This window comes from Streptomyces sp. NPDC058001, from assembly GCF_042886315.1.
Taxonomy (GTDB): domain Bacteria; phylum Actinomycetota; class Actinomycetes; order Streptomycetales; family Streptomycetaceae; genus Streptomyces.
Genome location: NZ_JBHVQT010000012.1, coordinates 298,003 through 322,900, shown reverse-complemented (window position 1 = coordinate 322,900; position 24,898 = coordinate 298,003). Strand labels below are relative to the sequence as shown.

The following is a 24,898-nucleotide window of genomic DNA, read 5'->3' as shown; positions in this document are numbered from 1 at the left end:
TTGGTGTTGCCTGCGTCAGCAACTGTCCTGGACGGCCTGGCGCAGCGCTTCCGTGTCGAGCTGTCCCCGGGCGCGGAAAGCCCTGGTGAAAGCCCGACGGCGCACCGCCTGGTCGAGACAGACCGGGACGGGGTGAACGTATGCACCCCGGCCGGGCAGCGTACCGCGAAGATCAGGGACGCACGCGTCCTCGATCCGTACGATCCGCAGCAGATCGCTCTTGGCCGCTCGCTCCCGGCAACCCACACAGGTTCGCTCAGGGCACACCCGGGTGTGCGTCCGGCCAGACACGCTTTAGTCTACCTCCCCGTACGGACCTCACCCCTTTGGGGCAAGGTTCGAACACTTGCCGGTCCCATACTGTCGTGATCTCGACGGATCGCGGCCGGGACATGTGCCCCGGCGCGGGATCCGCGGGTCGTCAGCCCTGGTCTTCCGGCTGCTCGGTGTCCGGGCGGATGTCGATGCGCCAGCCGGTGAGGCGGGCGGCGAGGCGGGCGTTCTGGCCCTCCTTGCCGATGGCGAGCGACAGCTGGTAGTCGGGCACCGTCACGCGCGCGGAGCGGGCCGCGAGGTCCACGACGTCGACGCGGGAGACCCGGGCCGGCGAGAGCGCGTTGGCGACCATCTCGGCGGGGTCGTCCGACCAGTCGACGATGTCGATCTTCTCGCCGTTCAGCTCGGCCATCACATTGCGGACCCGGCCGCCCATGGGGCCGATACAGGCGCCCTTGGCGTTGAGCCCGGACCGCGTCGACCGTACGGCGATCTTGGTGCGGTGGCCCGCCTCGCGCGCGATGGCGGCGATCTCGACGGAACCGTCGGCGATCTCCGGGACCTCCAGGGCGAAGAGCTTCTTCACCAGGTTCGGATGGGTGCGCGACAGGGTCACGGACGGGCCGCGTACGCCCTTCGCCACCCGGACGACGTACGACCGCAGCCGCATGCCGTGCTGGTAGTCCTCGCCGGGCACCTGTTCCTGCACGGGCAGGATCGCTTCGAGCTTGCCGATGTCCACCAGGACGTTCTTCGGGTCGCGGCCCTGCTGGACGACGCCCGTGACGATGTCGCCCTCACGGCCCGCGTACTCGCCGAGGGTCGCGTCGTCCTCGGCGTCGCGCAGCCGCTGGAGGATGACCTGCTTGGCGGTCGTCGCGGCGATCCGTCCGAACCCGGAGGGGGTGTCGTCGAACTCGCGGGCCTCCTGGCCCTCCTCCAGCTCGGCGGGGTCCTCCTTCGCCCAGACGGTCACATGACCGGTCTCGCGGTCGAGTCGCACGCGCGCGTGCCGGCGGCTTCCCTCGGTGCGGTGGTACGCGATGAGGAGGGCCGACTCGATCGCCTCGACCAGCAGGTCGAAGGAGATCTCCTTCTCCCGCACCAGGCCCCGCAGGGCACTCATGTCGATGTCCACGGCTACGCCTCCTCTGCCTCTTCGTTCTCGTCGTTCTGGTCGTTCGTGTCGTTCTGGTCGTGCTTGCGGCTGAACTCGATCTCCACGCGCGCCTTGGCGACCGCGTCGAAGTCGAGCCGGCGCGATGTGGGTCTGCGGCCCTTGACACCGGGCACTTCGAGGTCGAGCCCGTCGTCGTCGACCGTGAGCACGCGCGCGACGAGTTCACCGCCGTCGTGGAGCTGGAACTTGACCAGGCGGCCCACCGCGCGCACATAGTGCCGGTGTTCGGTGAGCGGGCGGTCGGCGCCTGGGGACGTCACTTCGAGGACGTACTCACCGGAGCCCATGGCGTCGCTCGCGTCGAGCCGGTCGGAGATCTCACGGCTCAGTTCGGCACAGGTGTCCAGCAGCACGCCCTCGTCGGAGTCCACCACGATGCGCAGCACACGTCGCTTGCCGGCCGGGGTCACTGTGATCTCTTCGAGATCCAGGGCCTGGGAGCTGACGAGCGGTTCCAGTAGTTCCCGCAGCCTCTCGCTCTGGGTGGTGCTCATCCGGGTGACTCCTCGGCCGCGTGTGCTGTTGTGGGAAGGTCCTGTGTCAGGTCAAAGGGTATCCGGTCGCGGAGGGTGTTGCCGTCCACCGACCGGGACCTCCCGGGTACCGTGATCAACGCCGAATCACTCTTCCGCACGCCCTTGCGCACTCCCTCTGTTTTGCCTTCGCTTTCCCTCCGCTTTCCCTTCCGTCACCCCTTCGCGAGTCCCAGAGGACGTCTGCCGTGTCGTTCACCATGCCGTCGCGCTCCCGGTCCGGGCCGCGCCGTAGGAGTCTGCTCGCGGGGGTCGCGGGCGCCGGGGCCGTGCTGCTCACGGGCTGCTCGGAGGACGAGTCGCCGGACGGCGGACCGGGCCGCCCCTCGGCCCTGGCACGGGCCCGCGCGCGTGCGGCCCGGGACAGCGTCGCGCTGGCCGAGCGGTACGACGCGGTGCTCGCGGCGCATCCCGGACTCGCGGACCGGCTGGCTCCGCTACGGGCCGAGGTCGCGCGGCACGCGGAGGCGTTCGGGCACGAGGAGCCGAAGAAGCAACGGGATCCCCGAGGGTCCGCGTCACCGGTGTCCTTGACGGCCGCGACCGCGTCCCCTTCCCCTTCGCCGTCCGCTGCTTCCGTGCCGGCCGATCCGCGCAAAGCGCTGTCGTGGCTGGCGACCGCGGAGCGCGAGACGGCCGACCGGCGGGTGACGCAGTCGCTGGAACTGCCGGGTGAGGACGCGCGACTGCTGGCGTCGGTGGCGGCGGCGGGCGCCGCGCACGCGTATCTGCTGACGGAGGACGACAAGTGACGGACGTGACGCGGACCGCGACGAAGACCCCGGGGACGAGTACGGACGGCGACAAGGCGAAGAAGGCGGAGCTGAAGGCCGTCCAGGCGGCGCTCGCGGCGGAGCACGCGGCGGTCTACGGCTACGGCGTCGTCGGTGGCCGGATCCGCGAGGGCCGGTCGGACGACGCCCGCTCGGCCTACGACGCCCATCGCGCCCGGCGCGACGAACTCTCCCGCGCGGTACGGGACTTGGGCGGCCGGCCGGAGCCGTCGGCGGCGGCGTACGCGCTGCCGTTCCCGGTACCGGACGCGGCGGCGGCGGCCCGGCTCGCCGCGGATCTGGAGGAGCGGATCGCCGGGGTGTACGCGGATCTGGTGCGGGCGTCCGGGGGTGAGCGGCGGCGGGCGGCGGCGGACGCCCTGCGGGACGCGGCGGTGCGGGCGGTGCGCTGGCGGGGCGGCAGCGTAGCCTTCCCTGGTCTCGCCGAGCGGGCCGGCACCCCGGACCCTGAGGCGACGACGACCCCACAGACGTAGCACGGCCGTACCGCTGTGCCGCCCGGAAGGACCGCACGCACTCATGGCTTTCGAACCGCCGGAGCGCCTCACAAGGGCACTCGGCGAGGCGCGGTACACACTCAACGACGGCTCCGCCGACGCGGACGGCACACGTGCGTGGCTGGATTCGCTCGGCAAGAGCGTCGAAGAGGCCGTCGAGCGGGGCGGGCTGACCGTCGAGCGGGTGCATGTGCCCGGGGGCCGCAGCAGTGTCGTGGTGCTGGTGCGGCGCGCGGACGGCACCCCGGCCGTACTGAAACTGGCGCCGGCCCGGTGCCGCCCGGAGAGCGAGCGCGCGGCCCTCGCGCACTGGAACGGCGCCGGTGCGGTGCGGTTGCTGCCGGACGACGACGGCTCCCCCGGTGTGCTCCTGCTGGAACGGCTGCACCCCGATGTCTCGGTGCGGTCGCTGCCGGAGGCGAAGTCGATGCTGGAGGCGGCCGGGACGCTGCGGCGGCTGTGGGTGGAGCCGCCCGACGAGCGCGTCCATGCCTTCGAGAGCGTGGCGGACCGTACCGGGCGGCAGGCCGAGGCGATGCGGGGGTCCGCCGACGCGGAGGTTCGGGGGCTGGTCGATGCGGCGCTCGTGGCGCGGGACGAACTGTTGGCCGCCCCGTCTGAGCTGAGGTTGCTGCACGGGACGTTTCGGCAGAGCAAGGTGTTGGCCGGGGAGCGGTTTCCCTGGCTGGCCGTGGGGCCTGATCCGGTGGTGGGTGAGTGCGCCTTCGATCTGGCGCGGTTGGTGCGGGACCGGGTCGAGGATGTGATCGCTTCGCCGTCGGGGGCCTCGATCACTCGGCGGCGGGTGAAGCGGCTCGCGGAGTCGTTGGATCTTGATCAGGAGCGGGTGCGGGGGTGGGCGCTGTTTCGGGCCGTGGAGTCCGGTGTACGGGCACTTCGCGTGGGGCGTTCGCGGGATGCGGAGCTTTTGTTGGAGTTCTCGGGGTGGCTGTGACCTCCCGCACCCCCGTGCCGGGCTGACCTTGCCTTTCGGGGCGCCCGGCACGTGGGGTGGGAAGGTTAGACGGTCAGCCTGGTGATGGCCTCTTCTGCCGTCAGTTCTTCTCGGGTTCCCGTCCTGCGGTCCTTCAGTTCCAGGATCTGTTCCGCTGAGCGGCGGCCCGCGATCAGGATGGTGGGGACTCCGATCAGTTCCGCGTCCGTGAACTTGACGCCCGGGGAGACTCCGGCGCGGTCGTCGACAAGGACCCGTACGCCCGCGGCGGCGAGGCGTTCGGCGATGTCCAGGGCGAGTTCCGTCTGGAGGGCCTTGCCGGCGGCGACCACGTGGACGTCGGCGGGTGCGATCTCCCGGGGCCAGCACAGTCCCTGGTCGTCCGCGGTCTGCTCGGCGAGGGCCGCGACGGCGCGCGAGACTCCGATGCCGTAGGAACCCATGGTCACGCGGACCGGCTTGCCCTGCTGGCCGAGGACGTCGAGCTGGAAGGTGTCCGCGTATTTGCGGCCGAGCTGGAAGATATGGCCGATCTCGATGGCGCGGTCCAGCTTGAGACCGGTGCCGCAGGCGGGGCAGGGGTCGCCCTGCTCGACCACGACGACGTCCAGGTAGTCGTCGACCTCGAAGTCCCGGCCGCACACCACGTCGCGCGCGTGGGTGTCCTTCTTGTTGGCGCCGGTGATCCAGGAGGTGCCGGGGGCGATGCGCGGGTCGGCGATGTAGCGGACCTTCTCCAGACCCTGGGGGCCGACGTAGCCGCGTACCAGGTCGTCGCGGCCCTCGAAGTCCTCGGCGGTGACCAGTTCGACGACGGCGGGGGCCAGGTGCTCGCCGAGCTTGCCGAGGTCGACCTCGCGGTCACCGGGGACACCGACGGCGACGATCTCGCCGTCGACCTTGACGAGGAGGTTCTTGAGGGTGGCCGACGCGGGGACGCCCAGGTGCTCGGCGAGGGACTCGATGGTCGGTGTGTCGGGGGTGTCCAGCTCCTCGACGGGCCCGTGCGCGGCGCCGTCGACCGGCTTGAGCGGGAAGGTGACGGCCTCCGTGTTGGCGGCGTAGTCGCAGGCGGGACAGTCCACGAAGGTGTCCTCACCGGCGGCGGCGGGCGCGAGGAACTCCTCGGACGCCGAACCGCCCATCGCGCCGGAGACGGCGGAGACGATGCGGTAGTCGAGGCCGAGGCGCGCGAAGATCTTCTGGTACGCCTCGCGGTGCAGCCCGTACGCCTCGGCGAGGCCCTCGTCGGTGGTGTCGAAGGAGTACGAGTCCTTCATCTGGAACTCGCGTCCGCGCAGCACTCCGGACCGGGGGCGGGCCTCGTCGCGGTACTTGGTCTGGATCTGGTAGAGCATGACGGGCAGGTCCTTGTAGGACGCGACCTGGTCCTTGACGACGAGGGTGAAGATCTCCTCGTGCGTCGGGCCGAGCAGATACTCGCCGCCCTTGCGGTCCTTGAGGCGGAAGAGCAGGTCGCCGTACTCCTCCCAGCGCGCGGACGCCTCGTACGGCTCCTTGGGCAGCAGGGCGGGGAGCAGGACCTCCTGGGCGCCGATGGCGTCCATCTCCTCGCGGACGACGCGCGAGATGTTGTCGAGGACCTTCTTGCCGAGCGGCAGCCAGGTCCAGATACCGGCCGCGTTGCGGCGTACGTAACCGGCGCGGACCAGCAGCTTGTGGCTGAGCGTCTCGGCGTCCGCCGGGTCGTCGCGCAGCGTCTTGATCATCAAGCGGGACATGCGCTGGACCTGGGCCATGGTGAACTCCTGCTGCGAAAGGGTGATGGGCAGGAGGTTAGCCGGGGCCGCCGGGCCCGAGGAAATCGGTTGTTACCCGTACGGCTCCTGGCGGCGCAGCAGGGGAAGCGGTGCGCCCATGACGGCGTACGGTTTCGGGGCGCTCGGGAACAGGACCTGGCGGGCCAGGTCGCGGTAGCCCAGGGAGCGGTACAGGGCGCGGGCCGGGCTCTCGGTGTCGATGGCCGAGAGGATCGAGCGGGGCTGGGCGGCGGCGTCGGTGAGGGTGGTGATCAGGCCGCGTCCGATGCCCCGGTTCTGGTAGCCGGGGTGGACATGGAGTTCCGTGATCACGAAGGAGTCGTCGAGCCATCCGTCGTACCCCTGCGTCCGCAGATAGGGCTGGACGACGGTGGACCACCAGTGGGCGCGGTCGTTGGGCATGCCGTAGACGAACCCGACGAGCCGGCCGTCCGCGCGGGTGGCGCCGAGCGCGCGGGCACCGGGGTAGGTGATGTGCCGCAGCACGATCTGGCGCCGCACGCTGATCTCGTCGTCGCTGAGTCCGAAGGCGTGTGCCTGCACGGTCAGTGCCTCGTCGACGCGTGCCGCGAGGTCCAGCGGCCCGAGGAAGACGTCGTCGTCGGGGGTGCGGGAGCCGGACCCGGGAAAGCGCAGCATGCCGGGGAGACTACCTCGGTGGCGGTACGGCGGGGCGGGCCGCACGGGCGTGCCCCGTGGTACGGGCGGGTCAGAACAGGACGCTCATGAAGGCCCCGACCTCCTGGAACCCCACGCGCCGGTACGCGGAGCGTGCCGCCGTGTTGAAGTCGTTGACGTAGAGGCTGGCGACGGGTGCGACATCGGCGAGCGCGTAGCGCAGGACGGCCACCATGCCGGGTGCCGCGAGGCCCTGGCCCCGGTACTCGGGGGCGACCCACACGCCCTGGATCTGGCACGCCTGCGAGGTCGCGGCGCCGATCTCCGCCTTGAAGACGACCTTGCCGTCCTGGTCGACGCGGGCGAACGAACGCCCGGCGCCCACGAGTTCCGCGACCCGGGCCTGGTAGAGCAGACCGCCGTCACCGGCGAGCGGGGAGACACCGACCTCCTCGGTGAACATGGCCACGCACGCGGGCATGATCGTCTCCATCTCGTCCTTGCGGATGCGGCGGACGTACGGATCCGGGGCGATGTCGTCGGGGAGCCGGTCGGTGACCATCAGGGGCTGGTGGGCGCGTACTTCGCGCGCGGGGCCCCAGCTCGGTTCGAGGAGCCGCCAGAGCAGGGCGGTGGGTTCGGCGGGGCCGACGATCGAGGAGCAGCGGCGGCCCGCCCGGCGGGCCCGGTCGGCGAAGCCGCGCACCGCGCGCGGGGTGGCGCACAGGGGGACGAGGTTGGCGCCCGCGTAGCAGAGGGACTCCAGCATGCCGTCCTCGTACCAGCCCCACATCTCGCCGCCGAGGCGCCAGGGGTCGAGCCCGGCGAGCTGGACGCGCGACATGACAAAGGCGTTGGCCACCGGCTCGCGGTCGAGCACGGCGAGCGCTGCGTCGAGGTCACTCGGTTCGAGGACCCTGGTGGTGGTCTGAGTCAACACGTTCGCGGGGGCCTCACCATACGGTCTGCTGGTCTCCGCACTGTACCTGGCGAGGTTGTGGGACGCCGCCCGGTGACCTGAGCCACCGGGCGGCGCACCGCCGGCGAGGGGAGCGCGGGTGAGGGGTCAGTCGCGGGTCCTCGGGTAGCCGTGTCCGACCTGGATCTCGTCGATCTGGAGTTGGCGGTAGTAGCGGGGCACGGTGGGCGCGGACCAGGTGGTGGCGACGTCGAGCCGGAGGTATCGGGCGCGGACACCGCTGTTCCCGAGGTCGATGAAGCGGATACCCCGCGCGCTCTCCAGGACTCCGGCCTTCACCTGCCGCCAGGTGGTGCCGTCATTGCTCACGGAGACGGTGTAGTCCTTGATGCGGGCGGAGTCCTCCAGGCGCCCGAAGGTCTCCCTGTTGTACGTGGGCGACCACTCGCGCTGGTTGATGCCGAGGTAGGCGGCCTGCTGCACGCGCCCGAGGTCGAGGGTGAGCGAGGCGGGAAGCGCTCCCTCGTTGTCCCAGTAGGTGGTGAAGTCGCCGTCGGTGAGGGCGGGTTCGCTCGCGTTGACGGAGCCGGTGGGGTGGACGCCTTCGCGGTGCGGCCGGGTCTCGACCTTCAGGACGGTGTCGTACGGGTCCCAGTCGGTCACCGACCGGACGGTGAGCGTGCCGTCGCGCTGGTCGAAGGGGAACCGCTTCCCGGTGCGCAGATCGGTGACGCGTTGGACGCGGTAGCCGTTGTCCCGGAGGCGTATCCGGTCACCGGTGGTGGGCTTGGTGGTCACGTGCAGGTACTGGGTGGTGGGGCGGGTCCGGCTGACGGTGACATAGCCGTAGGCGCCGTCGCTCCAGGCACCGGGCTGCATGCCTCCGTACATGTATCCGCCGCCGTCGACTCCGTGCAGGGATTCCCAGATGGGTGGCAGATAGTCCCGCATGAAGTCGGTGAACGCCTGCTGTTTCGGGGGGAATTTGCCGTCGCCCATGGCCGTCAGGTCCATCAGGGACCGGATCGAGGTGCCGGCGTTGGCGACATAGCGGCCGACGTTGAGTCCGGTGCTGACCGGCCGGTCCTGGCCGTCGTACCACCAGGAGCCGGTGTCGGGGACCTTGTAGCAGGACTCGGTGAGCCGGGGCATCGGGGTCCAGATCGCGGCGGGCTGGTCGTAGGGCGGGGTCATGCCCGTCTTCTGCTCGTGGGACACCATGTCCATGATCGGGGTGTCCTCGTTGTTGTTGCTCAGCGTCATGTCGGGGCGCAGTTCACGGATCTGTTCGTAGAGCCGGTGCTGTTCCCAGTACGCGTTGTCGTTGTCGATCCAGAAGCCCGCCAGCTTCGGGTAGTTGCGCATGACCTCGAAGAAGTTCTCGTACGAGAATTCGCCGAAGCCGTCGCGGGTGGTGAGGTCGACGTCCTTGCCCTTGTAGGCGGAGTAGGCGGCCGAGTCGAGGGTCTCGATGCCCTGTTCGGCGTGCCATTGGGGGTCGTCGGTCATGTACAGGATGGTCTTGAGGCCCTTGGCCTCGGCCGCGTCCACGAGTTCGCCGAGGAGGTCCCGCTCGGTGGAGCAGGAGCCGGGGATGGTGGAGGGCCAGGGGCGTGCGTAGCCGAGGCGGGAGTGGAAGGTCGCCAGAACGAGGTAGCTCGCCTTGAGTTTCCTCGCCTCGTCGACCCAGTAGTCCGGGGTCCAGCCGCTGTCGGTGACGGCCTTCTCCCAGGACTCGCAGGTGTAGTGCTTGGGCGCCGTGAACATGCCCCAGTGCAGGAACAGTCCGGCGGTGGCGCCACGGAGCATCGACTGGCGGGGCGGGACGGCGGGCGCGGGACCGGGGCCGGGGTCGTGCGCCTGCGCCGCGGGTGTGACGGCCAGGAGGAGCCCGGCGATGAGGGCGAGGACGGCGGCCCACAAGGGGCCCTTGCGGAAGGTACGGGTGGCACGGGACGTACGAGCGGTTCCGGTGGGGGTGGTTCCGGTGCGGGAGGTGCGGGTCACGCGGTCACCTCGGTTCCGTTGACGTGGACGGCGTCGATGCCGGCCTGGACGGACCCTCCCTGGTCATCCGATGAATGGCTGCGCTGGACGTCATATCCGAAGACGGTGAACCGCCATCAACGGGTAGGGAGCGCTTTCCTCAGCCGACATGCCCGAACAAGGTGCTGCGAGACATCGGATCTGTCAAGAAGGTGCGCGGAAAGGGAACCGGAACATGACGGTGCCCCGCCGCGCGATGCGGACGGGGCACACAAGCCACTGAGGGTACGAAGGAGGTGCGGCGGGCTCAGCCGCTGACGGAGACCTCGGGCTCGCCGGACGCGACGCCGTCCTGCTCCATCTGCTCGGCGATCTTCATCGCCTCTTCGATGAGCGTCTCCACAATCTTCGACTCGGGCACCGTCTTGATGACCTCGCCCTTCACGAAGATCTGCCCCTTGCCATTGCCCGACGCCACACCGAGGTCGGCCTCACGTGCCTCACCGGGACCGTTGACGACACAGCCCATCACGGCGACGCGGAGCGGGACCTCCATGCCGGTCAGGCCCGCCGTGACCTCTTCGGCCAGCTTGTAGACGTCGACCTGGGCACGCCCGCACGACGGGCAGGACACGATCTCCAGGCCGCGCTGGCGGAGGTTGAGGGACTCCAGGATCTGGTTGCCGACCTTGACCTCTTCGACGGGCGGCGCGGACAGCGAGACACGGATCGTGTCGCCGATGCCCTCACTGAGCAGCGCACCGAAGGCGACCGCGGACTTGATGGTGCCCTGGAAGGCGGGTCCGGCCTCCGTCACGCCGAGGTGCAGCGGGTAGTCGCACTGCGCGGCCAACTGCCGGTAGGCGTTGACCATGACCACCGGGTCGTTGTGCTTCACCGAGATCTTGATGTCCCGGAAACCGTGCTCCTCGAACAGCGACGCCTCCCACAGCGCCGACTCCACCAGCGCCTCCGGGGTGGCCTTCCCGTACTTCTGGAGCAGCCGCCGGTCCAGCGAACCCGCGTTCACCCCGATACGGATCGGCGTACCCGCGTCGTTCGCCGCCCTCGCGATCTCCCGGACCTTGTCGTCGAACTGCTTGATGTTCCCCGGGTTCACCCGCACCGCCGCGCACCCCGCGTCGATCGCCGCGAACACGTACTTCGGCTGGAAATGAATGTCCGCGATCACCGGAATCTGCGACTTCCGCGCAATCGTCGCCAACGCGTCCGCATCGTCCTGCGTCGGACACGCCACCCGCACGATCTGACAACCCGACGCCGTCAACTCAGCGATCTGCTGCAACGTCGCCCCGATGTCCGACGTACGCGTCGTCGTCATCGACTGCACCGACACGGGGGCGTCCCCGCCCACCGCCACGGAGCCGACCTGGATCTGCCGGCTGTGCCGGCGCTCGGCGAGCTTCGTCGGTACGGACGGCATGCCGAGAGAAATCGCAGTCATCTGCTGTGCAACCCCAAGGTATGGATCAAGGTCCCGTCGTCGGCGGGCTCCAACCCCCGAGATTACGGCACCGGCGCGATACGGCGGACATCACATCCCCGAGTCCCCCGCATGGATGGACGGCCGGACAGACATTCTGTCCGGCCGTCGTGAATGATCCGTGATCAGGAGATTCTGACCGGGTTAACGACGTCGGCGATCAGTACCAGGATGGTGAAGCAGATGAAGATCCCGGCGACCACATAGGCGACGGGCATCAGCTTCGCGACATCGAACGGGCCCGGGTCGGGCCGCTTGAACACACGGGCCGTGTGCCGCCGCAGCGACTCCCAGAGGGCGCCCGCGATGTGCCCGCCGTCGAGCGGGAGCAGCGGCAGCATGTTGAACAGGAACAGCGAGAGGTTGAAGCCCGCGACGAGGAACAGCATCATCGCGATCTGGTTCTCCGGCGGGATGTCCAGGGTGAACACCTCACCGCCGACGCGGGCGGCGCCCACCACGCCCATCGGGGAGTCCGCCTCGCGGGGACCGTCGCCGAAGGCCGCGTCCCACAGGGCGGGGATCTTCGACGGCAGCGCTATCAGGGACTCGACGCCGTTCTGCATCATGTCGCCCATGCGGTTCACGGAGTCGCCGAAGGACTGCTGGACGATGCCGGAGGCGGGTGTGAAGCCGAGGAATCCGGCGTCCACGTACTTGCCCTCGACATAGCCGCCCTGGCCGTCGGTCTTGCTGACCTGGTTCTTGATGAGCGTCGCGTGCAGGTCCAGGCGCTTGCCGTCGCGCTCGACCGTGACGGTGGCCGGGCCGATGGTGTCGCGGATCCGGGACTGGAGCGCGGACCAGTTGTCGACCGGCTGCCCGTCGAACGCGACGATCTTGTCGCCGCCCTTGAGTCCGGCCTGCTTGGCTGGGGCGACCTCGTCGCTCTTCTTACAGCTCGCGCGGTTCTCGCTCTGCTGGATGACGCAGTCGGAGACCTTGCTCACCGTGGTGGTCTGGGTCTGCACGCCGAACGTCATCATCACGCCGAGGAAGATCGCGACGGCCAGGATCAGGTTCATGAACGGCCCGGCGAACATGACGATGACCCTCTTCCACGGCTTGCGCGTGTAGAAGAGACGCTTCTCGTCGCCCGGTTCCAGTTCCTCGAACGCCGCCGACCTGGCGTCCTCGACCATGCCGCGCCACGGCGAGGTGGAGCGGGCCTCGATCCGGCCGTCGGCGCCCGGCGGGAACATCCCGATCATGCGGATGTATCCGCCGAGCGGGATGGCCTTCACGCCGTACTCCGTGTCGCCCTTCTTGCGCGACCAGATCGTCGGGCCGAAGCCGACCATGTACTGCGGAACGCGGATGCCGAAGAGCTTCGCCGTCGACAGATGCCCCAGCTCGTGCCAGGCGATCGAGATCAGCAGCCCGACCGCGAAGACGACTATGCCGAGGATCATCATCAGGGTCGTCATGCACGAGCCTCCGCCGTGTTGTCCGTCGCGTGCGCCGTCAGTTCACGGGCCCGGGCGCGCGCCCAGGTCTCCGCTTCGAGGACGTCCGCGACGGTGAGCGAGGTTCCCGTACGCGGCGTGCCGTGTTCGGCGACGACCTCGGTGACGGTCTCCATGATGCCGTTGAACGGCAGCGCGCCGTTCAGGAACGCGTCGACGCACTCCTCGTTGGCGGCATTGAACACCGCCGGGGCTGTTCCCGCGAGCTGCCCCACGTGCCGGGCGAGCCCGACGGACGGGAACGCGTCGGTGTCGAGGGGGAAGAACTCCCAGCTCGACGCCTTTGTCCAGTCGAAGGCGGGGGCCGCGTCGGGTACCCGCTCGGGCCAGCCGATGCCGATGGCGATGGGCCCGCTCATGTCGGGCGGGGTGGCCTGGGCGAGCGTGGAGCCGTCGGTGAACTCGACCATCGAGTGGACGTACGACTGAGGGTGCACGACCACCTCGATCCGGTCGAACGGGATGTCGTAGAGAAGGTGTGCCTCGATGACTTCCAGGCCCTTGTTGACGAGGGTCGCCGAGTTGATGGTGATGACCGGTCCCATCGCCCAGGTCGGATGGGCGAGCGCCGCCTCGGGCGTGACGTCCGCCAGCTCAGCCTTGGTCCGGCCGCGGAAGGGCCCGCCGGACGCGGTGACGATCAGCTTCCGTACATCGGCGCGGGTGCCGCTCGCGAGGGCCTGGAAGAGCGCCGCGTGCTCGGAGTCGACGGGGATGATCTGCCCCGGCTTGGCCAGTGCCTTGACGAGCGGACCGCCGACGATCAGCGACTCCTTGTTGGCGAGCGCGAGAGTACGGCCCGCCTCCAGGGCGGCGAGGGTGGGGGCGAGGCCGATGGATCCGGTGATGCCGTTGAGGACGGTGTGCGCGTCCGACGCGGCGAGCTGGGTGGCCGCGTCGGGTCCCGCGAGGATCTCGGGCAGCGGCTCCCCGGCCCCGTACAGCGCGCGCAGGGCCTCGCGCAGGGCCACTGCGGCGTCCTCGCGGGCGACGCCGACCGTGCGGACCCGCAGCCGGTGCGCCTGCTCGGCGAGGAGCCCGACGCGTCCGCCGGCGGCGGAGAGACCGGTGACCCGGAAGCGGTCGGGGTTGCGGAGCACCAGGTCGATGGCCTGGGTGCCGATCGACCCGGTGGAGCCGAGGATGACGATGTCCCGGCGTCCGTCCACGGGGTCGAAGACGAGATGCGGGTCGGCGAGTGGGGCAGGACTGTCGGTCATCCCCCCATTGTGTCCGCACCGGGCCCCCGCCCCGACAGGGCGCCCCCAACACGTTCGGGTCAGGGGGGCGCCGCCGAGCCGGGACGGGGGCCGGATCTCGTCAGTGGACGGGACGGTGGACGTTCTCCTTCTCGGTCGGGCCAGGAGTGGCGTCGGCGATCCAGGGGCCGTCTCCGCTGGGGTCGACCACGCCCTCTTCGAGCCAGGTGTAGGCACCGTTCATGACGCCCTTGACCACCCTGCGGTCCAGGTCGTCGGTGTTGGTCCACAGCCGGGCGAAGAGTTCGTCGGCGCGGACCCGGGCCTGCCGGCAGAAGGCGTCGGCGAGCTGGTACGCCTCGCGGCCGTGGTCGTCGGAGGTGCGGAGCCGTTCGGCGCGTACACAGGCGGCGCTCATCGCGAAGAGTTCGGCGCCGATGTCGACGATCCGGCCGAGGAAGCCCTGTTTGGTCTCCATACGGCCCTGCCAGCGGGACATGGCGTAGAAGGTGGAGCGGGCGAGCTTACGGGCGGAGCGCTCCACGTACCGCAGATGTGTGGACAGGTCGGTGTGTCCCGCGGGGTGGAACTCGGCGTAGGAGCGCGGGAGTTGGCCGGGTCCGGCGACCAGTTTGGGCAGCCAGCGGGCATAGAAGCCGCCGGCTTTGGCGCCTGCCCTGGCCTTGTCCTGGAGGGACTTGTCCGGGTCGATGAGGTCTCCGGCGACCGACAGGTGCGCGTCGACGGCCTCGCGGGCGATCAGCAGATGCATGATCTCCGTCGAGCCCTCGAAGATGCGGTTGATCCGCAGATCGCGCAGGAGTTGTTCGGCGGGGACCGCCCGCTCGCCGCGCGCCGCGAGCGACTCGGCGGTCTCGAAGCCGCGTCCGCCCCGGATCTGGACGAGTTCGTCGGCCATCAGACAGCCCATCTCGGAGCCGTAGAGCTTGGCGAGCGCGGCTTCGATGCGGATGTCGTTGCGGTTCTCGTCGGCCATCTGCGAGGACAGGTCGACCACCGCTTCCAGGGCGAAGGTCGTGGCCGCGATGAAGGAGATCTTGGCGCCGACGGCCTCGTGGTACGCGACCGGCTTGCCCCACTGCTCCCGGGCGCCCGCCCATTCGCGGGCGATCTTCAGACACCACTTCCCGGCGCCGACACACATCGCGGGCAGCGAGAGCCGGCCGGTGTTGAGGGTGGTCAACGCGATCTTCAGGCCGGCGCCCTCGGGGCCGATGCGGTGGGCGGCAGGAACCCTGACCTGGTGGAAGCGAGTGACACCGTTCTCCAGGCCGCGCAGGCCCATGAAGGCGTTGCGGTTCTCGACCGTGATGCCCTCGGAGTCCGCTTCCACGACGAAGGCGGTGATGCCGCCCTTGTGGCCTTCGGACTTCGGCACCCGTGCCATGACGACGAGGAGATCGGCCACGACGCCGTTGGTGGTCCACAGCTTCACCCCGTCGAGGACGTAGTCGTCGCCGTCGGGTACGGCGGTGGTGGCGAGGCGTGCCGGGTCGGAGCCGACGTCGGGCTCGGTGAGCAGGAACGCGGAGATGTCGGTGCGGGCGCAGCGCGGCAGGAAGGTGTCCCGCTGTTCCTGGGTGCCGAAGAGCTTCAGCGGCTGCGGTACGCCGATGGACTGGTGGGCCGAGAGCAGCGCGCCGATGGCGGGGCTGACCGAGCCGACGAGGGCGAGTGCCTTGTTGTAGTAGACCTGGGTGAGGCCGAGGCCGCCGTACTCGCGGTCGATCTTCATGCCGAGGGCGCCGAGTTCCATGAGGCCCTTGAGGGTCTCGTCGGGGATCTGTGCCTCGCGTTCGATCCGCGCGGCGTCGATCTTCGTCTCGCAGAAGTCCTTGAGTGTCGTGAGGAACTTCTCGCCGCGGCGGACGTCCTCGTCGGCGGGGAGCGGGTGGGGGTGGATCAGATCGAGGCGGAACCGGCCGAGGAACAGCTCCTTCGCGAAGCTGGGCCTGCGCCAGTCCTGTTCTCGCGCGGCCTCGGCCACCTGACGGGCTTCGCGCTCGGTGACGGTAGGTCGGGATGTGGGGGTATTGGTCTGAGCGGTCATGAGGGGCTCACCTCGCCGCGAGTCGGTCGGACACGGAATCCGTGAGGATCAGGGATCATCACGGATGATCAGGGCTTTCGGCCGATGCGCTACCGACCGGTTCTACTCCTCCGTATTTACCCCAATCCCCCGCACCGGGCCAGCCCTGGCGCGGCGTTCGGCCCACAGCCGTCCCCCTAAGATCACTCCTCATGGACATCAGGGGTGGGGATCTCTCGCAGCAGGACCCGGACGGCGGCGCGACCGTGGAGTTCGTCTACCGGCCGACGGTCGCGGACATCGAGGAGGCGTTGCGTGCGCGCGCCCGCCGGACATCGGCGGGCCGGGCCCAGGTGCTGCTGGCACCGCTGGTGGCGGGGGTGGCCGTGGTCGTCTACACGATCCTCAGCGATGCCTCGCCGCTCGTGTTGATCATCTCGCTGGTGCTCGGTGTGGGCGCGGCGACCTGGGGCACCGTACGGGGGCTGCGCACCATGGCCCGCCGGATGTTCAGCGTCGTGGAGCCGTACGGGCAGCACCGCATGGTGGCCGACGAACGCGGCACGGTCACCACGGCCGAGCGGGGGTCGTTCGCCTTCGACTGGACGGTGTTCCGGGAGTACCTGGAAACGCCCGGGGTCTTCGCCCTGGTGGGCGGCGACCGCGCGGCGGGAGTCGCGGTGCTGCCGAAGCGCGGCGCCCAGGACCCGGCGGACGTGGACCGGCTCAGGGAGATCCTGGACCGGAATCTGAAGCGTCGCTGAGCGCGGGTCCTCCGCCGCGTCCGCCGCGTCCGGTGGACCCGGTGGACCCGGTGGACCCGAGGAACCACCACAGTCCCAGCACCAGCAGTCCACCCAGGCACCAACTGCCCACCACGTCCAGCGGCCAGTGGTAGCCCCGGCGCACCAGGCCGAGGCCCACTCCGAGGTTCAGGACGCAGCAGGCGATCGTCAGTTCACGGCGGGCGTAGGCGCCGCCGAGCCAGGGCAGCAGGAGCAGGGTCGCCGCGCCGTAGGCCACGGTCGCCGTCGCGGTGTGACCCGACGGATAGAACCCCGTTCCCGGGCCCATCACCGGCGGGCCAGAGCGCGCGATCAGCTCCTTCAGCGGCACCACGAGCAGCGGCACGGCCGCCATCGGCACCAGCGCGGCCACGGACGGCCGCCACCAGCGCGGTACGCCCGCACCCCGCGCCCGCCACGCCACATATGCGGCGACCAGCACGAGGACCGGTACGGCGACGGCGACGCTGCCGAGATCGGCGAGGAGTTCGGCGACACCTTCGGGGAGCCGGCCCGCGAGGGCCGCGCGGCTCCAGCGCTCGTCCGCGCGGGCCAGCGGGCCGCCGACCGCCACCTGCCAGGTGACGACCGTGAAGAGCGCGGCGAGGAGAACAGCGAGTGAGCCGGGGAACGCCGACGGCCGCCCCGGAACAGGGGGGGGCGTTCCGAAGCGGCCGTACTGATCGGTTTGCCGCACGCCCCGGGGGGTTTGGGGCGGGCGGCCATCCGATCGGTGAGGAATTCCGGAGCGGGATGCTCCGCGGGTGTGCGCGAAGGCACGACCCGAACGCAGCTGGGGAGGCCACGTCCAGGTGTCGCCCACAGTCTCCTGTGAGCGGGGTGTTTCTCTCATCTGCGCCAAACCTACGGCAGGGGATGAGGGACCGACAGCCGGAAGAGCCACCCGCCATCGCCCTCGCACACGTTCTTCACAGCGTCTGCTCCCGGGGCCGCATGGGGTGCGGCACCGGGGTCCCCTGCGCGCGGTTCTGGCCCCCATGGGTGCGGCCCATGGCTCAGAAGAGCGCTCAGAGCTGCGAGAACGCGCCCTCAAGGATGTCCAGGCCCTCGTTCAGCAGATCCTCGCCGATGACCAGCGGAGGCAGGAAACGGAGCACATTGCCGTAGGTGCCACAGGTCAGGACCAGCAGGCCCTCCGCGTGGCACGCCTTGGCGAGCGCCGCCGTTGCCTCCGGGTTCGGCTCCTTGGTCGCCCGGTCCTTCACCAGCTCGATCGCGATCATCGCGCCCCGGCCGCGGACCTCGCCGACGATGTCGAACTTCTCCTGCATCGCCGCGAGCCGGGCCTTCATGACCTCGCCGATCCGTCGCGCCCGCGCGTTGAGGTCCAGCTCCTTCATGGTCTCGATGGAGCCGAGCGCACCCGCGCAGGCCACCGGGTTACCGCCGTAGGTGCCGCCGAGACCGCCCGCGTGTGCCGCGTCCATGATCTCCGCGCGGCCGGTCACCGCCGCCAGCGGCAGACCGCCCGCGATGCCCTTGGCCGTGGTGATCAGATCCGGCACGATGCCCTCGTCCTCGCACGCGAACCACTGGCCCGTACGGCAGAAACCGGACTGGATCTCGTCCGCGACGAACACGATGCCGTGGTCGGCGGCGAACTGCCGGATCGCGGGCAGGAAGCCCTTCGCCGGCTCGATGAAACCGCCCTCGCCGAGCACCGGCTCGATGATGACCGCGGCCACGTTGTCCGCGCCGATCTGCTTGCTGATCATGTCGATGGCCTGCGCGGACGCCTCAGCACCCGCGTTCTCGGGACCGGTCAGCCAGCGGTACGCGTAGGCCACGGGCACCCGGTAGACCTCGGGCGCGAACGGGCCGAAGCCGTTCTTGTACGGCATGTTCTTCGCCGTCAGTGCCATCGTCAGGTTGGTCCGGCCGTGGTACCCGTGGTCGAAGACGACGACGGCCTGCCGCTTGGTGTAGGCGCGGGCGATCTTCACGGCGTTCTCGACGGCCTCGGCGCCCGAGTTGAACAGCGCCGACTTCTTGGCGTGGTCACCCGGCGTCAGCTCCGCGAGCGCCTCGGCGACGGCCACGTACCCCTCGTACGGCGTGACCATGAAACAGGTGTGCGTGAAGTCGGCGAGCTGCGCGGACGCACGGCGTACGACGGCTTCGGCGGACGCGCCGACGCTGGTCACGGCGATACCGGAACCGAAGTCGATCAGCCGGTTCCCGTCGACGTCCTCGATGATGCCGCCGTCCGCGCGGGCGGTGAAGACGGGGAGCACGGAGCCGACCCCCGCCGCGACCGCGGCGACGCGTCGGGCCTGCAACTCCTGCGACTTGGGGCCGGGGATGGCGGTGACGACGCGGCGCTCCTGCGGAAGTGCGGTCATGTCGGGCTCCTGGGGGGTGGTGCGGACGCGGGTCGGGGTGATTTCACAGCTTTCTTCCGCAGGCTAGGGCCGGGCCCAAGGACTGGGCATGCTCCATGAGGGAGTTGTTCGTGCGGAAGGTTGTCCGTCATGGACATAGTCCCTCGCGGTCCCAGGGCGGGGCGCGGCGGCGGCGCATTCCCGCAGGCCGTGGCGCGTAAGCAGGTGAAGTCCCCCGTGGGGGCACTAGATTGACCGCAGTTCGACCGCGCAACACGGAGACCGGCAGGTCAGGGGGCAAGGGCCATGGACACCGACGGCACGCAGGACGCACGCGGTACGCACGCCACACCGGTGCCGCGCCCGGCGGGACCGCCGAACGGGTCGGGCGCGGAGGCGCTGCCGCCCAGGCCGGCCCGGCCACCCCGCCCCGCGGGCACCGTTCCCGGCCAGGCGGGTACCGCCCTGCCGCCCCTTCCCGACGGCGGCGACTTCCTCGCCTGGCTGCGCGCGCCCCGCCCCGAAGCCGCCCCCGGCGTATGGCGGCTGCTGCACACCCCGCGCCCCGAACAGGAACCCGAGGTCACCCCGGCCCGCCAACTGGTCAGCGGCGCGGTGATCGCGTTCCTGGTGGGCTGGCTGGTCTGGTCCCTGCTCTGGAACGGCTATCTCGGCGGCTGGTGGCTGCTGCCCCTGTACGCGGCGATCCCCGACTCCTGGGCCCAGCCGCACTCCTTCGGCGCCGTGGTCGTCGTCTACGCGTACTACGGCGCCGTCGCCTTCGGCCTGATGGTCACCGTGGGCCGCCTCGGCCGCTGGGCGGAACTCTGGCGCCGCTTCGGCCCGCCCGCCTGGCGCCGCGCCGCCCCACCCGTCCCCGTACGCCCCCCGGCGCCCGAAGAGGACCCCGCCGAGTGGCCCGAGCTGCGGGCGGCGGGTGCCGGGGCCGCCGCCGACCGGCTCGCCGCCGACGCCCGTACCGGACTGATGCGTGACGTCGACCTCGCCCGGATCGCCCGTGCCTGGCAGGGCGTGCGCAACGGCCGGCACGGCATGGCCGACTTCACCCGGGCCGTCACCGACGAGGGCGCCGCCGCCTGTCTGCACCCCTCCGGCGCCCGTGACCTGCCCGGCCGCGCGGCCCGGCACGACCTGCTCACGGCCCAGGTCCGGATCGGCACCACCGCCGACGACAGCCGCAACCCGTACCACTACCGGGGCGCCGGGCTCGCCCTCGGACCCGATCTGCTCGGTACCGGTCTGCTCGCCGTCGGACCGGCCGGATCCGGGAAGACCGGCAGCGTGGTGTGGCCGCTCACCGAGTCGCTCTGCCTCCAGGCACTCGCCGGACGCGCCGCCGTCATCGTGGTCGGCGCGGCGGGCGCGGGACTCGGCGCCACCGAGGGCTATGACGTCGTCGTCCGGATCGGGCACCCCGACTCCGTCTACGACCTCGACCTGTACGGCGGCACCACCGACCCCGACGAGGCCGCCGCCGTGCTCGCCGAGGCCCTGGTCGGCGACCTCGCGGACCCGCATCCCAGCGGCGACAGCAGGCGCTCCACGACCGTCCTCGCCCAGCTCCTGGGACCCTTCCGCGCGGTGCATGGCCGCTTCCCCTCCGTGCCCGAACTCCGCGGCCTCCTGGACGGGGCGCCGGGACCGCTCGGCGCGCTGCGCAAGGCGCTCACCGAGACCGGGCAGGACGCCATGCTCCGCGAACTCGACGCCCGCGAACGGCAGTCGGGCCACCCCGGCGACGTCGGCGGCGTACTCGCGGACCGGGTGGCGCTGCTCGACCGGCCCGCCTTCGCCGGATTCTTCGACACCGCGGGACAGAGCCGGCCCTTCTCGCTGCGCGCCCTCGACCACCCCGTACGCGTCCGTATCGACCTGCCCCAGCGCGGCCACGCCGACGCGTCGCGCATCCTCGCCCGCCTGGTTCTCGCCCAGTTCACCGCGAGTGTCGCCGTCCGCGAGGACCGCTCCCTGTTCGCCTGCCTGGTCATCGACGACGCGACCGGCGTCATCACACCCGAGGCGGTACGCGGCGTCCAGCGGCTGCGGTCCTCGCACGCCGGGGCCGTCCTGACCCTGCGCACCCTCGACGACGTGCCCCGGACGCTGCGCGGACCGCTGCTCGGCGCGATCGGCTGCCGGATGGCGCTGTCCGGGCTCACCCCGTGGGACGGGCAGGACTTCGCCGAGGTGTGGGGCAAGGAGTGGACCGAGGCCCGGGACGTCACCGACCGGCAGATCATCGCCGAGACCCCGCTCGGCAAGACCGTGCACGCCCTGCGGCGCGTGATCACCGGCCGCGCGGTGACCGCGCGCGCGGTGACCGTACGGCAGGTGGAGCGGGAGCGGTGGTCCGCCTCCGAGCTGGCCCACGCGGTGCCGCCGGGACACGCCGTGCTCTCGCTGACGACGGTGCGGGGCGAACACGCGCCGCCGCTCCTGGTCGACCTGCGGAAGTGAGGAGCGGTGCCGCCGGGGGCCGTACGGTGAGATCGGGCGGGGGGAGATCGGGCGGGGGAGATCGGGCGGGCGGTGGCCGGGCGGGTGACACCGTACGGTGAGGCAGAATCGGTAGCAGCCGTTCATACGCGACGGCCAAAAGATCACCCTCCCCCACCCCATCGCACGCCCTCCGCGACCTGAAGGTCCCATGCGCCCCACGCTCGCCTCGCTCGTCCAGCACTCCGCGCTCAAGCTCACCGTGCGCGCGGGCGAGGACCGCCTGGACACCCCCGTCCGCTGGGCACACGTCAGCGAGCTGGCCGACCCGGTGCCGTACATGGAGGGCGGCGAACTGCTCCTCGTCACCGCGCTCAAGCTCGACGCGGAGGACCCCGAGGCCATGCGCCGCTATGTGAAGCGGCTCTCCAAGGCCGGGGTCGTGGGGCTCGGCTTCGCCGTCGGCGTGCACTACGACGACATCCCCGACGCCCTGCTCACCGCCGCCCGCGAGGCCGACCTGCCGCTGCTCGCCGTGCCCCGCCGCACCCCGTTCCTCGCGATCAGCAAAGCGGTGTCCGAGGCCATCGCCCGGGAGCAGTACCGCTCCGTCACGGCCGGCTTCGCCGCCCAGCGCGAGCTGACCAGACAGACCCTCAGCGACGGACCCGACGGCCTGATCGCCGCGCTCGCCGCCCAGGTCGACGGCTGGGCGGCGCTCTACGACGCGTCCGGCGCCCTTGTCTCCACCGCGCCCGACTGGGCGTCCCGCAGAGCCGGCAGGCTCACCGCAGACGTGGAGCGGCTGCGGGAGCGCCCCGCGCCCGCGAGCGCCGTCGTGGCGGGGACCGAGGACCGGGTGGAGCTGCACTCGCTGGGCACCGGACGGCGGCCCCGCGCCGCGCTCGCCGTGGGCACCGCCTCCACGCTGGGCACCGCCGAGCGCTATGCCGTGCACTCCGCCATCGCCCTGCTCACCCTCACCACCGAGCGGTCCCGCTCCCTGCACGCCGCCGAACAACGCATCGGCGGCGCCGTGCTGCGGATGCTGCTCGCCGGGGAACCGGATCACGCGCGGGCCGTCGCGGGCGGGCTGTACGGGGATCTGCTCGACGCGCCGTTCCGCCTGATCATCGCGGAGTCGGCGTACACGTCGTCGTCCGCGTCGGCTTCCGTTTCGGCCTCGGCGTCGGCTTCAGCTTCCGCCCCGGCCCCGGTGGCCGGCTCCGGTGACGATCCGCTGGACGCGCTCACCGATGTCGTCGAGTCCGCCGCCGCGCGGGCCGGTGAGGCCGTGCTCGTCGTCCCTGAGGGCGACCGGCTGCTGCTTCTCGCGGTGGACGGAGGAGCGGCGGTCGAGGCGTGCACGCGGTACGCGGAATCCGTCGAGGCGACCCGGATCGGCGCGGGGGCGCTCCCGGGCAGCGGTGCCGAAGGGGCCGCGTCGGGAGGGGCGGCACCGGGCGCCGTGGTGTCCGAGGGCGGGGACCTCGTCGTCGGACTCTCCGCGCCGGCCGGACCGATCGCCGCCGCGACCGCGTACAAACAGGCCGAACAGGCGCTCTCCGTGGCCCGCCGGCGCGGCCGGGCCCTGGTCGAACACGAGGAACTGGCCGCCGGATCGGTCCTGCCGCTGCTCGCCGACGACGCGGTACGGGCCTTCGCCGACGGCCTGCTGCGGGCGCTGTACGAGCACGACGCCAAGGGTCGCGGCGATCTGGTGGCCTCGCTGCGGGCCTGGCTGTCCCGGCACGGGCAGTGGGACGCGGCGGCGGCGGACCTCGGCGTCCACCGGCACACCCTGCGGTACCGCATGCGCCGGGTCGAGGAGATCCTGGGCCGCTCCCTGGACGACCCGGATGTCCGGATGGAGCTGTGGCTGGCCCTGAAGACGACCACGGCGAGCGGCACCGGTTAGGGCCGACCGCCTCCGTACCTATCGGGCGGCACCGATAAGGCGGTCCACACCGACAATCCGGCCAGCGCGGTCGCCGTACCACTCCGCGTAGGACAAACGCCCCAGCACCCCATCACCCCTACGGTGAAGGTGACCATCACACACCACCCGCGGAAGGGCCGGGACTCGACAATGACTTCCACCCATGCCTTCTGGCTCGCCGGCCGCCAGGCCACCGGCGAGTCCGCCTTCGACGTCACCTCGCCCTGGGACGGGCGGCTGGTCGGCCGGGTCAGCGAGCCGACCGAGGCCCAGGTCGAGGAAGCGGTCGCCGCGGCCCACGCCGTGCGGGACTCCTTCGCCGCGACCCCCGCCCATGTCCGCGCCGCCGCCCTCGACCATGTGTCGAAGCGGCTCGTCGAGCGCACCGAGGAGATCGCCCAGCTCATCTCCGCCGAGAACGGCAAGCCCGTGAAGTGGGCCCGCGGTGAGGTCGGCCGCGCGGTCTCCGTCTTCCGGTTCGCCGCCGAGGAGGCCCGTCGCTTCAACGGCGGTGAGGCCCAGCGGCTGGACACGGACGCCGGCGGTCAGGGCCGCCTCGCCCTCACGCGCCGCTTCCCCAAGGGCGTCGTGCTGGGTATCGCGCCCTTCAACTTCCCGCTCAACCTGTGCGCCCACAAGATCGCCCCGGCCATCGCCGCCGGTGTGCCGATCATCCTCAAGCCGGCCCCCGCGACCCCGCTCTCCGGGCTGCTCATCGGTGAGCTGCTCGCCGAGACCGAGCTGCCCGCCGGCTCCTGGTCGATCCTGCCGGTCGCCAACGACCGTATGCCCGCCCTGGTCCAGGACGAGCGGCTGCCGGTGATCTCCTTCACCGGGTCCGAGCAGGTCGGCTACGCGATCATGGACTCGGTGCCGCGCAAGCACTGCACCCTGGAACTGGGCGGCAACGGCGCCGCCGTCGTCCTCGCCGACTACGCGAGTGACGAGGACCTGGACTGGGCGGCGACCCGTATCGCCACCTTCTCCAACTACCAGGGCGGCCAGTCCTGCATCTCGGTGCAGCGCGTGATCGCCGACGCCTCGGTGTACGACCGCCTCGTGCCCCGGATCGTCGCGGCGGTCGAGGCCCAGGTCACCGGTGACCCCGCCGACTCGACGACCGATGTCGGTCCGCTGGTCAGCGAGGCCGCCGCGCAGCGCGTCGAGTCCTGGGTGGACGAGGCAGCGGCGGCGGGCGCCACGGTCCTCACCGGCGGCAAGCGCGACGGCGCCTCCTACGCGCCGACCGTCCTCGCCGACGTACCGGCCGGTGCCACCGTCGCCTGCGAAGAGGTCTTCGGACCCGTTCTCCTGGTGCGGAAGGTGCACGGCGAGGCGGAGGCGTTCGCCGCCGTCAACGACTCCAAGTACGGCCTCCAGGCGGGTGTGTTCACGCACGACGTGCAGACCGCGTTCCGGGCCCACCGGGCGCTGGAGGTCGGCGGCGTCATCGTCGGCGACGTCCCGTCCTACCGCGCCGACCAGATGCCGTACGGCGGCGCCAAGCAGTCCGGTGTGGGCCGCGAGGGTGTGCGTTTCGCGATGGACGACTACACCTACGAGCGCGTCCTCGTCCTCACGGGACTCGCTCTCTGAGAGACGCTCAGGAACGACTGA

Annotated in this window: 20 protein-coding genes; 7 read left to right on the top strand and 13 right to left on the bottom strand. The window is 71.1% G+C overall.

Annotated elements, in window-relative coordinates; genetic code table 11:
• Positions 1–15: 15 nt before the first annotated feature.
• The 3 genes from ACFVT5_RS29925 to rimP form a co-directional block, all read right to left on the bottom strand.
• A complete protein-coding gene (locus tag ACFVT5_RS29925; protein ID WP_389894389.1) occupies positions 16–291 on the bottom strand; it encodes a YlxR family protein in 276 nt (91 codons plus the stop codon).
• A 130-nt stretch (positions 292–421) separates the two neighbouring features.
• A complete protein-coding gene (gene nusA / locus ACFVT5_RS29920) occupies positions 422–1,414 on the bottom strand; it encodes a transcription termination factor NusA (RefSeq protein WP_389894387.1) in 993 nt (330 codons plus the stop codon).
• A 2-nt stretch (positions 1,415–1,416) separates the two neighbouring features.
• Positions 1,417–1,950, bottom strand: a complete 534-nt coding sequence (gene rimP / locus ACFVT5_RS29915; RefSeq protein ID WP_389894385.1) for a ribosome maturation factor RimP — start codon at positions 1,948–1,950, stop codon at positions 1,417–1,419.
• Between the two features lie 227 nt (positions 1,951–2,177).
• Between rimP and ACFVT5_RS29910 the strand changes: the two genes are divergently transcribed.
• Genes ACFVT5_RS29910 through ACFVT5_RS29900 form a run of 3 tightly spaced genes read left to right on the top strand, consistent with a single transcriptional unit; the run spans position 2,178 to position 4,235 of the window.
• Complete coding sequence (locus ACFVT5_RS29910; protein ID WP_389894383.1) at positions 2,178–2,741, top strand: hypothetical protein; 564 nt, start codon at positions 2,178–2,180, stop codon at positions 2,739–2,741.
• Positions 2,742–2,746: 5 nt separating this feature from the next.
• Positions 2,747–3,259: a ferritin-like domain-containing protein gene (locus tag ACFVT5_RS29905; RefSeq protein ID WP_389894466.1), complete on the top strand. Its 513-nt coding sequence runs from the start codon at positions 2,747–2,749 to the stop codon at positions 3,257–3,259.
• Positions 3,260–3,302: 43 nt separating this feature from the next.
• Positions 3,303–4,235, top strand: a complete 933-nt coding sequence (locus tag ACFVT5_RS29900; protein ID WP_389894381.1) for an aminoglycoside phosphotransferase family protein — start codon at positions 3,303–3,305, stop codon at positions 4,233–4,235.
• 65 nt (positions 4,236–4,300) lie between these two features.
• Here ACFVT5_RS29900 and ACFVT5_RS29895 read toward each other — a convergent pair whose 3' ends face one another.
• The 8 genes from ACFVT5_RS29895 to ACFVT5_RS29860 form a co-directional block, all read right to left on the bottom strand.
• The gene (locus ACFVT5_RS29895) at positions 4,301–5,995 is read right to left on the bottom strand and encodes a proline--tRNA ligase (RefSeq protein WP_389894379.1); all 1,695 of its coding nucleotides are present in this window, start codon (positions 5,993–5,995) and stop codon (positions 4,301–4,303) included.
• A 72-nt stretch (positions 5,996–6,067) separates the two neighbouring features.
• On the bottom strand, positions 6,068–6,655 hold the full coding sequence (locus ACFVT5_RS29890) for a GNAT family N-acetyltransferase (RefSeq protein WP_389894377.1): 588 nt from the start codon (positions 6,653–6,655) through the stop codon (positions 6,068–6,070).
• A 70-nt stretch (positions 6,656–6,725) separates the two neighbouring features.
• A complete protein-coding gene (locus ACFVT5_RS29885; protein ID WP_389894375.1) occupies positions 6,726–7,574 on the bottom strand; it encodes a GNAT family N-acetyltransferase in 849 nt (282 codons plus the stop codon).
• 126 nt (positions 7,575–7,700) lie between these two features.
• Positions 7,701–9,560: an alpha-L-fucosidase gene (locus tag ACFVT5_RS29880; protein ID WP_389894373.1), complete on the bottom strand. Its 1,860-nt coding sequence runs from the start codon at positions 9,558–9,560 to the stop codon at positions 7,701–7,703.
• 286 nt (positions 9,561–9,846) lie between these two features.
• Complete coding sequence (ispG, locus tag ACFVT5_RS29875) at positions 9,847–11,004, bottom strand: flavodoxin-dependent (E)-4-hydroxy-3-methylbut-2-enyl-diphosphate synthase (protein ID WP_389894371.1); 1,158 nt, start codon at positions 11,002–11,004, stop codon at positions 9,847–9,849.
• A 164-nt stretch (positions 11,005–11,168) separates the two neighbouring features.
• On the bottom strand, positions 11,169–12,470 hold the full coding sequence (locus ACFVT5_RS29870) for a M50 family metallopeptidase (RefSeq protein ID WP_389894369.1): 1,302 nt from the start codon (positions 12,468–12,470) through the stop codon (positions 11,169–11,171).
• Positions 12,467–13,729, bottom strand: coding sequence for a 1-deoxy-D-xylulose-5-phosphate reductoisomerase (gene dxr, locus ACFVT5_RS29865; RefSeq protein ID WP_389894367.1), 1,263 nt, complete (start codon positions 13,727–13,729; stop codon positions 12,467–12,469). Before dxr ends, ACFVT5_RS29870 begins: the two co-directional genes overlap by 4 nt.
• 100 nt (positions 13,730–13,829) lie before the next feature.
• Complete coding sequence (locus ACFVT5_RS29860; protein WP_389894365.1) at positions 13,830–15,779, bottom strand: acyl-CoA dehydrogenase family protein; 1,950 nt, start codon at positions 15,777–15,779, stop codon at positions 13,830–13,832.
• A gap of 191 nt (positions 15,780–15,970) precedes the next feature.
• Here ACFVT5_RS29860 and ACFVT5_RS29855 point away from each other — a divergent pair, with 191 nt between their 5' ends.
• Positions 15,971–16,522 carry a YcxB family protein gene (locus ACFVT5_RS29855; protein ID WP_389894363.1) on the top strand — a complete coding sequence of 184 codons (552 nt, stop codon included), beginning with the start codon at positions 15,971–15,973 and terminating at the stop codon, positions 16,520–16,522.
• On the opposite strand, the gene ACFVT5_RS29850 is transcribed toward ACFVT5_RS29855, so the two are convergent.
• Together ACFVT5_RS29850 and gabT are read right to left on the bottom strand one after the other, a co-directional pair.
• Complete coding sequence (locus tag ACFVT5_RS29850) at positions 16,485–17,240, bottom strand: phosphatase PAP2 family protein (protein ID WP_389894361.1); 756 nt, start codon at positions 17,238–17,240, stop codon at positions 16,485–16,487. The two genes, ACFVT5_RS29855 and ACFVT5_RS29850, sit on opposite strands and share 38 nt — an antisense overlap.
• A 331-nt stretch (positions 17,241–17,571) precedes the next feature.
• Positions 17,572–18,906 carry a 4-aminobutyrate--2-oxoglutarate transaminase gene (gene gabT / locus ACFVT5_RS29845; protein ID WP_389894359.1) on the bottom strand — a complete coding sequence of 445 codons (1,335 nt, stop codon included), beginning with the start codon at positions 18,904–18,906 and terminating at the stop codon, positions 17,572–17,574.
• 285 nt (positions 18,907–19,191) lie between these two features.
• On the opposite strand from gabT, the gene ACFVT5_RS29840 reads away from it, so the two are divergent.
• The 3 genes from ACFVT5_RS29840 (at position 19,192) to ACFVT5_RS29830 (ending at position 24,877) form a co-directional block, all read left to right on the top strand.
• Positions 19,192–21,363, top strand: a complete 2,172-nt coding sequence (locus ACFVT5_RS29840) for an ATP-binding protein (protein ID WP_389894357.1) — start codon at positions 19,192–19,194, stop codon at positions 21,361–21,363.
• A gap of 190 nt (positions 21,364–21,553) precedes the next feature.
• Positions 21,554–23,260, top strand: a complete 1,707-nt coding sequence (locus tag ACFVT5_RS29835; RefSeq protein WP_389894355.1) for a PucR family transcriptional regulator — start codon at positions 21,554–21,556, stop codon at positions 23,258–23,260.
• A 171-nt stretch (positions 23,261–23,431) separates the two neighbouring features.
• A complete protein-coding gene (locus ACFVT5_RS29830; protein ID WP_389894353.1) occupies positions 23,432–24,877 on the top strand; it encodes an aldehyde dehydrogenase family protein in 1,446 nt (481 codons plus the stop codon).
• The last annotated feature ends 21 nt before the right edge of the window (positions 24,878–24,898 follow it).

What these genes read in the sequence shown, in the direction of transcription:
- rimP (WP_389894385.1), bottom strand. Translation starts at nt 1,950, where the DNA reads ATGAGCACCACCCAGAGCGAGAGGCTGCGGGAACTACTGGAACCGCTC.
- ACFVT5_RS29900 (WP_389894381.1), top strand. Translation starts at nt 3,303, where the DNA reads ATGGCTTTCGAACCGCCGGAGCGCCTCACAAGGGCACTCGGCGAGGCG.
- ACFVT5_RS29895 (WP_389894379.1), bottom strand. Translation starts at nt 5,995, where the DNA reads ATGGCCCAGGTCCAGCGCATGTCCCGCTTGATGATCAAGACGCTGCGC.
- ACFVT5_RS29890 (WP_389894377.1), bottom strand. Translation starts at nt 6,655, where the DNA reads ATGCTGCGCTTTCCCGGGTCCGGCTCCCGCACCCCCGACGACGACGTC.
- ispG (WP_389894371.1), bottom strand. Translation starts at nt 11,004, where the DNA reads ATGACTGCGATTTCTCTCGGCATGCCGTCCGTACCGACGAAGCTCGCC.
- ACFVT5_RS29870 (WP_389894369.1), bottom strand. Translation starts at nt 12,470, where the DNA reads ATGACGACCCTGATGATGATCCTCGGCATAGTCGTCTTCGCGGTCGGG.
- dxr (WP_389894367.1), bottom strand. Translation starts at nt 13,729, where the DNA reads ATGACCGACAGTCCTGCCCCACTCGCCGACCCGCATCTCGTCTTCGAC.
- ACFVT5_RS29860 (WP_389894365.1), bottom strand. Translation starts at nt 15,779, where the DNA reads ATGACCGCTCAGACCAATACCCCCACATCCCGACCTACCGTCACCGAG.
- ACFVT5_RS29855 (WP_389894363.1), top strand. Translation starts at nt 15,971, where the DNA reads ATGGACATCAGGGGTGGGGATCTCTCGCAGCAGGACCCGGACGGCGGC.
- gabT (WP_389894359.1), bottom strand. Translation starts at nt 18,906, where the DNA reads ATGACCGCACTTCCGCAGGAGCGCCGCGTCGTCACCGCCATCCCCGGC.
- ACFVT5_RS29840 (WP_389894357.1), top strand. Translation starts at nt 19,192, where the DNA reads ATGGACACCGACGGCACGCAGGACGCACGCGGTACGCACGCCACACCG.
- ACFVT5_RS29835 (WP_389894355.1), top strand. Translation starts at nt 21,554, where the DNA reads ATGCGCCCCACGCTCGCCTCGCTCGTCCAGCACTCCGCGCTCAAGCTC.
- ACFVT5_RS29830 (WP_389894353.1), top strand. Translation starts at nt 23,432, where the DNA reads ATGACTTCCACCCATGCCTTCTGGCTCGCCGGCCGCCAGGCCACCGGC.